This window comes from Amphiplicatus metriothermophilus (assembly GCF_900199215.1).
In the GTDB taxonomy this organism is placed as follows: domain Bacteria; phylum Pseudomonadota; class Alphaproteobacteria; order Caulobacterales; family Parvularculaceae; genus Amphiplicatus; species Amphiplicatus metriothermophilus.
Window position 1 is genome coordinate 1 of record NZ_FZQA01000013.1, and the last position, 9,943, is coordinate 9,943.

General features: G+C 66.2%; 11 protein-coding genes and 2 pseudogenes. 9 read left to right on the forward strand and 4 right to left on the reverse strand.

Features of this window, described 5'->3' with window-relative positions; genetic code table 11:
- From CHB64_RS14880 to CHB64_RS14895, 4 genes are all read right to left on the reverse strand, one after another.
- Nucleotides 1–907: DEAD/DEAH box helicase family protein (locus CHB64_RS14880; RefSeq protein ID WP_200815415.1), on the reverse strand; the 907-nt coding region annotated here is incomplete at its 3' end.
- Nucleotides 904–1,098 (reverse strand): hypothetical protein, encoded by a 195-nt coding sequence (locus tag CHB64_RS15830; RefSeq protein ID WP_089413422.1) that lies wholly within the window; start codon nucleotides 1,096–1,098, stop codon nucleotides 904–906. The genes CHB64_RS14880 and CHB64_RS15830, both read right to left, overlap by 4 nt.
- A gap of 144 nt (nucleotides 1,099–1,242) precedes the next feature.
- Nucleotides 1,243–1,755 (reverse strand): GNAT family N-acetyltransferase, encoded by a 513-nt coding sequence (locus tag CHB64_RS14890; RefSeq protein ID WP_089413423.1) that lies wholly within the window; start codon nucleotides 1,753–1,755, stop codon nucleotides 1,243–1,245.
- A 3-nt stretch (nucleotides 1,756–1,758) separates the two neighbouring features.
- Complete coding sequence (locus CHB64_RS14895) at nucleotides 1,759–2,061, reverse strand: type II toxin-antitoxin system TacA family antitoxin (protein ID WP_055459940.1); 303 nt, start codon at nucleotides 2,059–2,061, stop codon at nucleotides 1,759–1,761.
- Between the two features lie 470 nt (nucleotides 2,062–2,531).
- On the opposite strand from CHB64_RS14895, the pseudogene CHB64_RS14900 reads away from it, so the two are divergent.
- The 9 genes and pseudogenes from CHB64_RS14900 to CHB64_RS14940 form a co-directional block, all read left to right on the forward strand.
- Nucleotides 2,532–3,485: pseudogene (locus tag CHB64_RS14900) on the forward strand (ArdC family protein).
- Nucleotides 3,482–3,853: a DUF2958 domain-containing protein gene (locus CHB64_RS14905; RefSeq protein ID WP_089413424.1), complete on the forward strand. Its 372-nt coding sequence runs from the start codon at nucleotides 3,482–3,484 to the stop codon at nucleotides 3,851–3,853. Before CHB64_RS14900 ends, CHB64_RS14905 begins: the two are co-directional and overlap by 4 nt.
- A 175-nt stretch (nucleotides 3,854–4,028) precedes the next feature.
- Nucleotides 4,029–6,185, forward strand: coding sequence for a ParB/RepB/Spo0J family partition protein (locus tag CHB64_RS14910; protein WP_089413425.1), 2,157 nt, complete (start codon nucleotides 4,029–4,031; stop codon nucleotides 6,183–6,185).
- Between the two features lie 61 nt (nucleotides 6,186–6,246).
- Complete coding sequence (locus tag CHB64_RS14915) at nucleotides 6,247–6,468, forward strand: hypothetical protein (RefSeq protein ID WP_089413426.1); 222 nt, start codon at nucleotides 6,247–6,249, stop codon at nucleotides 6,466–6,468.
- A 71-nt stretch (nucleotides 6,469–6,539) separates the two neighbouring features.
- Entirely contained in the window at nucleotides 6,540–7,193 is a 654-nt protein-coding gene (locus CHB64_RS14920; RefSeq protein ID WP_089413427.1) for a hypothetical protein, read from the forward strand.
- Between the two features lies 1 nt (nucleotide 7,194).
- The gene (locus CHB64_RS14925; protein ID WP_089413428.1) at nucleotides 7,195–7,389 is read left to right on the forward strand and encodes a hypothetical protein; all 195 of its coding nucleotides are present in this window, start codon (nucleotides 7,195–7,197) and stop codon (nucleotides 7,387–7,389) included.
- Between the two features lie 73 nt (nucleotides 7,390–7,462).
- Complete coding sequence (locus tag CHB64_RS14930) at nucleotides 7,463–7,888, forward strand: hypothetical protein (protein ID WP_089413429.1); 426 nt, start codon at nucleotides 7,463–7,465, stop codon at nucleotides 7,886–7,888.
- Nucleotides 7,885–8,154: a DUF6117 family protein gene (locus tag CHB64_RS14935; RefSeq protein ID WP_089413430.1), complete on the forward strand. Its 270-nt coding sequence runs from the start codon at nucleotides 7,885–7,887 to the stop codon at nucleotides 8,152–8,154. Before CHB64_RS14930 ends, CHB64_RS14935 begins: the two co-directional genes overlap by 4 nt.
- 112 nt (nucleotides 8,155–8,266) lie before the next feature.
- Nucleotides 8,267–9,847 (forward strand): annotated as a pseudogene (locus tag CHB64_RS14940) (strawberry notch-like NTP hydrolase domain-containing protein); the annotation flags it as partial.
- Between the last annotated feature and the right edge of the window lie 96 nt (nucleotides 9,848–9,943).

Sequence of the window (9,943 nt, forward strand, 5' to 3'; positions counted from 1 at the left end):
TCTTCTGGGCGATATCGTTTTCCCGACATTCTCTATCTCCTTGAATGCAGCCATTTGTTTCCTTGTTCGTGGCTGCGTTCAAAGGGGTCGGGTCACCTTTCGACACTTCCATGCGCTCACGCAGCTTGAAGGCGTGATAGTTGGTGATGACGATCTTGGCGCGGTCGATATCGGCGATCATGTCACTCGGAACAAGCTCGCGGCTCTTGTAGTAGCTGTCGGGATCGTTGGGCATCAGCACCCGCAGCCGGTCGCGGATCGTGATGCCGGGTGCAATAATGAGAAAGCCGCGCGAGAAATGTTTGCTGCCCGGATGGCGTACTGCGTTCACCGTCTGCCAGGCGATCAGCATCGCCATGACCGTGGTCTTGCCGGCGCCCGTCGCGAGCTTCAGCGCAAGGCGGAGCAGTTCGGGGTTCGCCTGGGCATTCGCTCCTTCGATATGCGCCCAGAACTTCTCGGCACGCTTGCCGATTTTCGGCGCGACCTCCGTCAGCCAAATCGCCGTTTCGATGGCCTCAACCTGACAGAAGAAGGGGCGCTGGCTCTGGAAGGGATGATGGCGCCAGTGCTGAAGCAGCCGCGCCGTCTCGGGTGTCACCTGCCACTCGTTCGGATTGGGCAGGTTGCGCCAGCTATCCACATAGGAGCGGATTTCATTGATAATCGGTGTGGGATTGTACTGCTGCTCCTCGGTCGAAAGGCCCTTGCCTTCGTCAAATACCATTTCCTTCTGGCCGCGCTTCTGCCGCCGCTTCTTGGGCTGCGGCACCGGCGTGATGAGCTCCGAGCGCCGTCTTGTCTCGAGGATTTTGTTCGTGGGCTGCCCGTCGACCAGTTCCCAATGGCGGGCGGGATAGCCGTATGGCGAATTCAATATCGGATGTTCGAAGAAGTGCTGCGTCACCGCTGATCCCCCCGATCGGCAGGCAGCTTTCGGCCCGCCTCGCGCGCCGCCTCGTTCTCGGAGACGTATCGCCGCATGAACTCCCGTATCACCTGAGCCGCCGGCCTATCCTGTGCACGACAGATCTCAAGGAAATCGTCACGCAGCCCGCGCTCAACCCTTATGCGAAGTCCAGCGTCTTTACCTGCCATTGTGGTAGTGTAGCCAATGGATACACATTTGCATAGCGGCGACGACAAGATGGCGGGCTACAGTCAACCCAGATTTTCGAGCGTCCACCGGAGACCCGAAAGCTCCTCCAGATGCGGTACGTCCAGGAAATCGCCACCAGTAATTCAATCGAACAGTCTTCGTATATCCGCCATCGGCCGAAACAGCTTCATCGGCCGGTCCGGAAACGGCAAGAAGCTCTCGCGTTCGTAGAAGCGCCGCGCGCTCTCATTCTTCGCATCCACGATCACCGCGAATGAGGCGATCTCGCTCCGGGTCGCCCGATGCAGGGCATCGGCCAGAAGAAACCGCCCATAACCTTTTCCCTGGTGACGCCGATCCACAGCTAGCCGTCCCAAAAGCGTCGCCGGGACCAGCGGATATCGCGGCAACTTCCGCACCGTTTGCGCCGGCAGCTCGCCGAGCTGCACAGACGTTGCGGAGAGCGTGTAGTATCCCGCGATCGTCGCATCCAGCAGCACCAGGACGAAAGGCGCGGCCATGTTCTTCCGCGCGTCTTGCCCCGCCTGCGTCCGAAAGTATCTGTCGAGTGGCTCTACCCCACTCTCAAACTCCGATCGGTCATGGCTCGAAGTCAGCGGCTCGACGCGGAGCTTTTCTTCGATGCTGCGAGGCACGCGTCAAACGCCGGCACGTTGGCGATAACGGCGGACCGTCTCACGAAGGCGATCATTGACCGGCTTCGGGTTGAGCAGCGCATCAACGAACGCCTCGCTGTCACGCAGTGAGAGAGCGAGTTGGCTGTGTTCCTCGATCGCGCGTCGGGCGGCGTCCTGCACGCTTGTCAGCACGAAGTCGGTCACGGTCCGCCCCTGAAGTGCCGCGGCGCGCTCGATGAGCTTCTTCTGCTCGGCCGTCACGCGGGTCTCGAGACGCTCACCGCGAACCCGACCACGAGTCGGCTTCCGGATTGCTTCGGCCATCTCAATACCTCCATCACCTAGATCTGATGTATTGTACGGCCAATGGCCGGGTAATTCAAGTGATCTTCAAGGTCGGGTTGCGAGAAGGCCTCCCTGCTACTGGTCCTGCTTCACGGATTCAGTACCAGAAGGCCGTCAGCCGAGCGCGACACCCACGGCCGATCGCTGCCTTCGGCAACTGGGATGGACCGAGCTTGCTGGCCAGGGCTGGGAAAGCCCACGGCGGAGCTGCAAGCGCGGCAGGTTTGAATTCACTGGCTAGAACGTAGCCAGGCTACAATATTCCGTATCAATCTAAATGAAGGGGAAAGCCTTCCCCTGCGGCCGAGCCAAGGTCTCGGCCAACCCTTGTCTCGCGGGGAGACCCCGCAACGCCCCCTATAGAGAGAGAGTGAGAGTGCGGATCGGGTTTGCCGTGACGGGTTGAGGGCTGGAGGAGAGGCCTCCGGCGCCCGTCGCGGAGAACCGCGATGTCCAGACACGACCGCCATGCTCGCGCCGGCGCGGACCGGACGAGCCTCTACGACAACATCACCAACAGGATCATCGCCGAGCTGGAGGCCGGACGCGTGCCCTGGGTCCAGCCGTGGGGCACGGCGGCGGCGAAGGCGCCGCTCGCCATGCCGGCCAACGCCGCCACCCGCCGCGCCTACTCCGGGATCAATGTGCTGATCCTCTGGGGTGCGGTCATCGAGCACGGCTTTCCGGTGCAGAGCTGGCTGACCTTCCGCCAGGCGCTGTCCCTCGGCGGCCACGTCCGCAAGGGCGAGCGCGGCACCACCGTCGTCTACGCCGACCGCTTCATTCCCGACGACGAGAAGAAGCGCGCGCAGGAGACTGGCGAGGAAGCGCAGGCCATTCCGTTCTTGAAGCGCTTCACCGTGTTCAACGTCGCGCAATGCGAGGATCTGCCCGACGGCTTTGCCGTCGCGCCGCCCGCGCCGGAACCCGGCCTGATCGAGCCGCGCGTCGAGGCGCTGATCAAGGCGACGGGCATCGACTTCCGCATCGGCGGCGATCGCGCCTTCTACGTGCCTGCGCACGACTACGTGCAGGTGCCGCCACCGCAGGCTTACTTCGAGACCATCAACTGGCACCGCACGGCCCTGCATGAGCTTGGCCACGCAACAGGCCATGCGTCCCGTCTCGGCCGCGACCTGTCGGCCTCCTTCGGCTCGAAGAAGTATGCCTTCGAGGAGCTCGTCGCCGAGATGAACGCGGCCTTCTGCTGCGCCTCGCTCGGCATCAATCCGACCGTGCGCCACGCCGACTACATCGGCTCGTGACTCGAGGTGCTGCGTGAGGACAATCGCGCCATCGTCCGCGCCGCGTCGCAGGCGAGCAAGGCGGCCGACTGGCTGCTGGCCTTCCTCCCCGAAACCGGGACGGCCAGCGAATCCGCGAATGACAGGAGGGCGGCATGATCCTCCTGACCGACGACCTGCGCGAGCGCCTGCTCGCCAATGGGCTGGAACGCGGCGCCGACCATGTGCCCGTCGTCAAGTTCTTCAACCCGCTTGGCGAAGGCGTCTGGCTCGCGACCGAGCTGGACGCGGACGGCGACACGCTTTTCGGCCTCGCCGATCTCGGCTATCCGGAGTTGGGCAGCTTCTCGCTCGACGAACTGACCTCGATCGTCCTGCCGTTCGGCATGGGGATCGAGCGCGACATTCTCTTCACCGGCGATTTCCCGATCTCGGTCTGGGCAGAGGCCGCCCGCAAGGCGGGAAGCATCCGGGCGGCCGAGCGCAACCTCTACCGAGCAGCGCAGCCGCGTCGCGATGGCGCGTGACGCGCCCATCCTGAAATCCGCGGAACCAGAGATGAGCATTTGCGCATCTCCGGTTCTGCGCTCCGGATCGCCGGAAGGCGGCGCCGTCCTCAGAGTGAGAGGGCGGCGCTTCGCTTCGTGACGGGTTTGGAGACCGAGAGAGAGGCTCTCGGCGCCCGTCGCGGAGTATCCCGATATGGCAAAGGCTGCCAGGAAGATCGTCTTCTCGCGCTCGCGCGACATCCCCTTCAACAAGCTCGTGCTCTCGGAGTCCAACGTCCGGCGCACCCGGCCGGAGGCCGAGCTCGACGAGCTGGTCCATGACATCGACCGGCGCGAGGACCTGGTGCAGGGCCTCAATGTCCGCGCCATTCTCGACGCGGACGGCAACGAGACCGGCATGTTCGAGGTGCCGGCTGGCGGGCGCCGCTATCGCGCGATCGAGCGCCTGGTCAAGGCCAAGCGCTTCCCGAAGGACGGGCTCGTCCCCTGCATCGTGCGCAAGTCCGACACCAGGATCCTCGCGGAGGACGACTCCCTCGCCGAGAACCTGCTGCGCGCCGGCCTTCACCCGCTCGACCAGTTCCGGGCGTTCCAGGACATGCTCGACAAGGGCATGACCGAGGAGGAAATCGCCGCGGCCTATCTCACGACGGTGCAGGTCGTGAAGCAGCGCCTCCGTCTCAACGCGGTCTCGCCCGTGCTGCGCGATGCCTATGCCGAGGAGCGCATGACACTCGACATGCTGATGGCCTTCACCGTCAACGCGGACCACCAGCGCCAGGAGCAGGTGTGGGAGGCCGTGCAGCATTCCTACAATCGGCAGCCCTGGCATATCCGCCAGTTGCTGACCGAGACCACGATCCCCGCCTCCGACAAGCGTGCGCGCTTTGTCGGCATCGACGCCTATGTCGCCGCCGGCGGCGCGGTGCTGCGCGACCTGTTCGAGGACGACGACGGCGGCTGGCTCGCCGACCCGGCGCTGCTTCACCGCCTGGTCAGCGAGAAGCTCAAGGCCGTGGCTGACGAGATCGCCAGCGAAGGCTGGAAGTGGATCAAGGTCGATCTGGATCTGCCCTATGGCTACGACCACGGCCTGCGCAAGATCAGCGGCGCCTTCGTCGATCTCACCGAGGAGGAGCGGGCCCAGCGCGAGGCGCTGCGCGCGGAATACGACCGGCTCGAGGCGGAGTATGACGGCGCTGACGAGCTGCCGGACGAGATCGATCAACGCCTGGGCGAGATCGAGGAGGCTCTCGAAGCCTTCGAGAAACGTCCCGTCGTCTACGATCCCGCCGACATCGCGCGCGCCGGCGTCTTCGTCAGCGTGGACCGCGACGGCGACGTCGTGATCGATCGCGGCTATGTGCGGCCCGAGGACGAGGCGCCCGTCGCCGTCGACAGCAGCGACGCTGAGACCCATGGAGAACCCGGCGGCGACGATGCTCCCGCGACCCCGTCCACTCAGCGCGCTGTCATCACCATCGGCGGCCAGACTACAGGCGCCGAAGAGGACGATGAAGACGACGCCGTCAAGACGCTGCCCGAGCGGCTGGTGATCGAGCTCACCGCCCACCGCACGCTGGCGCTGCGCGACGCGGTCGCCAACCATCCGCATGTCGCTCTGACGGCGCTCCTGCACAGGCTGGTGCTCGACGCCTTCAAGCGTAACGCGCATGGCAGCGCCGTCGAGGCCTCGGTCCGGGAGGTCCACTTCCCCATCCAGGCCCCCGACCTGAAGGACAGCGTTTCCGCCAAGGCCATCCAGGCGCGCATGGAGGCCTGGAAGGCGGACATGCCGCTCGACGACGACGACCGGCTGTGGGACTGGATCGCCGGGCTCGACGATGCGAGCCGCCTCGCGCTGCTCGCGCACTGCGTCAGCTACGGCATCAACGCTCTCTATGAGCGTCCGAATCCCCATAGCGGCTATGGCGTCACCCAGCACGGGCTCGACCGGCGCATGCGCGATGCCGATCGGCTGGCGCGCGCCACCGGCCTCGACATGGTGGAGGCCGGCTGGCGGCCGACGGTGGCGAACTATCTCGGCCGCGTGACGAAGAGCCGGATCGTCGAAGCCGTGCGGGAAGCCCTCGGCGAGGAGAAGGCTCAGCTCATCGACCATCTCAAGAAGCCCGAGATGGCGAAGGAGGCCGAACGCCTGCTCGCCGACACCGGCTGGCTGCCGGAGCCGCTGCGGTCCGCCGATCCCGATGCGATGACCTCGGTCGATGTAAGCGGCGGAGGTGAAGGCGGTGAAGCGCTGCCGGCCTTCCTCGCCGACGATGAGGACGAGCAGCCGGATGATGGCGACGCCGATGCCGATGACCCGGCGATGATCGCCGCCGAGTGACGCGACCATGGCGGGGACGGCTCCGGCCGCTCCCGCCAGCCTCTCTATCAGGAGCAATCCGATGACCAAGCTCAGCTCGGCCACGCCTCGCCGCGTCGTTTTCCAGTATCTCGTGCCCGTCCATGTCGAGGTCGAGGACGGCCTCGTCCGCAGCGTGACGGTGATCGACGAAACGCCTGTCGAGAACCCGACCGTCGTGGAAGGCGATGCCGACTATCTCGAGGAGGCGGTGAAGGCCGCCAATGACGGCCAGCCCTGGCCGTCCTGGCAGTTCGGCTACTAGCCCGCCTTCTCTCCACCCAACCCCAACGGCCCGGCCGCCGCGCCGGGCTTTCGCGTTTTCAGGAGCCTGTCATGCCCGCTTACACCGTTGAAACGACCTACCGCGTGCCGGTCTACCGGCAGCGCACCTATGAGGCCGCAACACCAGCCGAAGCCTGCCGCCGGGCCATCGAGGACGACGACTGGTCGAACGACAAGCTCGACTACGAGGCCGCCGGCGAAACCTACGTCACCGGCATCTGGCTCGGGACCGACGCCGCCTATTCGGGCGAGGCCGTCCCGGTCCCATCCCACTTCGATGAGACCATCCAGCGGAAGGCCGCGCACTTCGAGGTCCTGTTCGGTCTCCTCAAGATCGTCGTTGCGGACCAGATCTCCCAGCGAGGGACGGACGCCAATTGGCTCGCACGCGCGAGCGCCGCGGTCGCGAAGGCCGAGGCGATCGTTGCTGGAGTGCGCGATCCCGACGAACCCGTCACGGCTCCACGCCCACGTCACGTCCTCGCGCAGCTCCAGGAGGACCGCGTCCGCGACCAGATCGCCCCGATCGTCGAGACCGATGCCGAATTCGCAGGTCTGACCGCGGACGCCGTGCCGGACGCTGACATTCACAGTGCATGCGTGTCCGTCGCCGCCAACATCGACTTGTCGGAGGAAGTGGGCGCAGCGGAATTCCGCGCGGCGCTCGCCGCCCTTCGCGCTGCCAAGCAGTCGAAGGGAGGCTGAGATGTACGGCACCTATCTCCGCCTCGGCGTCGCGGTCTGGGCCAGCGACCGTTCAGTGATCCGTGCTGCCCGGCGCAAGCTCACGCGAACGGTGCAACCTGATCCGGCGAAGCGGGAGGCGCGCAAGCGCTTCTACCGCGATATGCTGGAGCATCACGCCAGCGCGCAGCGCCTCGTCGCCGAATTCCGGCTCTGACGCCGTCAACCGCAACCCCGTCCTTCAACCAGCCCGGCCACCGCGCCGGGCTTTGTCGTTTGAGGACCCTGACATGGCCGACTTCTTCACGCACTTCTCCTGCCTCCTCGATGTCCGCACGCCGCAGAACACTGCGCGTGCGCTCGAAATCTACAATCGCATGATGGAGGAGAACGCCGCCGAGGACCCGCCGTCCGAGGCGTTTCTCCTCTCCATCCAGCCCGAGCACGGCGGAACGCAGCTCTGGATTCGCGATGACACGACCGGCGATCCGCAGGCCGTCATCGATTTCGTGCTTCGCTGCGCGGCGGAATTCGGCCTCACCGGACGGCGGGGCTTTCAGTGGGCGAATACCTGCTCGCGCCCGCGCGTGAACGCCTTCGGTGGCGGCGCGCATGTGCTCGATCTCGGCCGCCGCAAGACCGTCGCCTGGATCGCGACCAATGGCTGGCTCGACCGCACCTTGTCCGCCCGGCCGGGAAAGCGAGGTGCGCGATGAGCATCCCCGATCACGCGCGCGCCAATTTCGCGACGCTGCTGCGCGCGGCGGCTGACGGCAACCTCGCGCTCATGGAGTGCTCCGATGCCGTCACCGGCGAGGCGCGCTACGTCATCTGCGCCGTGGGCCGCGATGGCACGGATTTCGTGTTCACGCCCTTCGGCCATCTCGCCGACGGCAATCCCTTCGACGCCTACGTTCCTCCTTCGGCAACCCTGCCGGACGAGCCGGCTCCCCGATCCTCGCGTGCGGGTGGCGCGCGGTGAAGGCAGCGGCGTGACGAGAGGGAGAGCCTGGCCGGGACGGGTTTGAGCCGGTGCGGTCCAGAGAGAGCGCCGGCCGGCTCGCCCGTTCCTGCTCTCCCCGAGGTTCACCGACATGACCCCATCCACCGCTCTCGCGGCCGCGCCTGCGGTCGCGTCGCCGCCGCTTGCGTCTCCCTCCGATATCGCTCGCTGCATCGTCGCAGCCGCCCACCTTCTCATTCCTCATCTTGAACAGGGTCGTCAGGTTGACGCGGCGATCCTTCGCGCCGCAATGGAGCAGGCCTTCGCCGGCTCCGATGCGACGGGCGCGTGGGACTGGAAAGCGGCGTACGACGCCGGCGAGGCCGCGACCGTCCTGTTTCTCCGCAAATACGGAAAGGCGCTTTTGCGCAAGGCCGGTTCTCCGGTTCAGGCCCTCCCCATCCTGGAGAAGATCGTCGGGCTTCTGCCGACGCATACGCGCCGCTCGATCGAGAGCGAAGCCTTCCAGCAATTCTCGACACCGACCCCGCTTGGCCTCGCGGTCGCGACGGCCGCTGCGATCACGCCGGCCGATCGCGTGCTCGAGCCCTCGGCCGGGACCGGGCTCCTCGCCATCCTTGCCGAGATCGCAGGCGGATCGCTTGTCCTCAACGAGCTGGCAGAGACCCGCGCCGGTCTCCTCTCCCTCCTCTTTCCAGACATCGCCGTGAGCCGGCATGACGCCGCGCAGATTCACGACCACCTCGAACCCGCCATCGTGCCGAGCGTCGTCATCATGAACCCGCCCTTCTCGGCGATGGCCAACGTGCACGGGCGCATGGCGGACGCCGCGTATCGGCACATCGACTCGGCGCTGGCGCGGCTCGCCGATGGCGGTCGCCTGGTCGCGATCACCGGCGCCAATTTCGCGCCGGACGCTCCGGCCTGGCGCGACGGCTATGTCCGGCTTCAGGAGCGCGGCCGTGTCGTCTTCTCCGCCGCCATCGACGGTCGCGTCTATGCCAGGCACGGCACGACGTTTTCGACACGACTCACCGTCATCGACAAGCGGCCGGCTGACGATCCGACGGCTTTCCCGGTTGCGCCCGGCGTCGCGCCGGACGTTGGCACGCTGATGGCCTGGATCGCGGAGCACGTTCCGGCGCGGCTGCCGGTCGATGCCTCCGTGGCTGTGCCCACTGTCACCACGCCGCGCACCGTTCGCGGCTACGTCGCACGCGCCGCCCAAGCTGCATCGCGGCCAGCGATGGCGGCCGAGCCGGAAGGCATCGAACTCGCGTACGAGACGGTCGACTGGACGCCGCCACAGGGCGCGCGCCTCTCCGATTCCGTCTACGAGGACTATGCGCTCCAGAGCATCCGCATTCCGGGCGCTCAGGATCACCCGACACAGCTCGTCCAGTCGGCGGCGATGGCCTCCGTCGCGCCGCCCAAGCCGAGCTACCGGCCTCGTCTGCCGGCGAACATCCTGACCCTGCTCTCCGGTGCCCAGCTCGAGACCGTCATCTATGCCGGCGAAGCGCATTCCGGCTATCTCGCCGGCGCCTGGACCGTGGACGAGACCCTCGACGTGGTAACCGCCGCGGCCGAGGGTGCCAAGGGAGCGGTTCGCTTCCGGCGCGGCTTCATGATCGGCGACGGCACCGGCGTCGGCAAAGGCCGGGAAGCCGCCGGCATCATCCTCGACAACTGGCTACGGGGCCGCCGCAAAGTGACCCGACCCCTTTGAACGCAGCCACGAACAAGGAAACAAATGGCTGCATTCAAGGAGATAGAGAATGTCGGGAAAACGATATCGCCCAGAAGA

What these genes read in the sequence shown, in the direction of transcription:
- CHB64_RS14915 (WP_089413426.1), top strand. Translation starts at nt 6,247, where the DNA reads ATGACCAAGCTCAGCTCGGCCACGCCTCGCCGCGTCGTTTTCCAGTAT.
- CHB64_RS14895 (WP_055459940.1), bottom strand. Translation starts at nt 2,061, where the DNA reads ATGGCCGAAGCAATCCGGAAGCCGACTCGTGGTCGGGTTCGCGGTGAG.
- CHB64_RS14925 (WP_089413428.1), top strand. Translation starts at nt 7,195, where the DNA reads ATGTACGGCACCTATCTCCGCCTCGGCGTCGCGGTCTGGGCCAGCGAC.
- CHB64_RS14905 (WP_089413424.1), top strand. Translation starts at nt 3,482, where the DNA reads ATGATCCTCCTGACCGACGACCTGCGCGAGCGCCTGCTCGCCAATGGG.
- CHB64_RS14930 (WP_089413429.1), top strand. Translation starts at nt 7,463, where the DNA reads ATGGCCGACTTCTTCACGCACTTCTCCTGCCTCCTCGATGTCCGCACG.
- CHB64_RS15830 (WP_089413422.1), bottom strand. Translation starts at nt 1,098, where the DNA reads ATGGCAGGTAAAGACGCTGGACTTCGCATAAGGGTTGAGCGCGGGCTG.
- CHB64_RS14935 (WP_089413430.1), top strand. Translation starts at nt 7,885, where the DNA reads ATGAGCATCCCCGATCACGCGCGCGCCAATTTCGCGACGCTGCTGCGC.
- CHB64_RS14910 (WP_089413425.1), top strand. Translation starts at nt 4,029, where the DNA reads ATGGCAAAGGCTGCCAGGAAGATCGTCTTCTCGCGCTCGCGCGACATC.
- CHB64_RS14920 (WP_089413427.1), top strand. Translation starts at nt 6,540, where the DNA reads ATGCCCGCTTACACCGTTGAAACGACCTACCGCGTGCCGGTCTACCGG.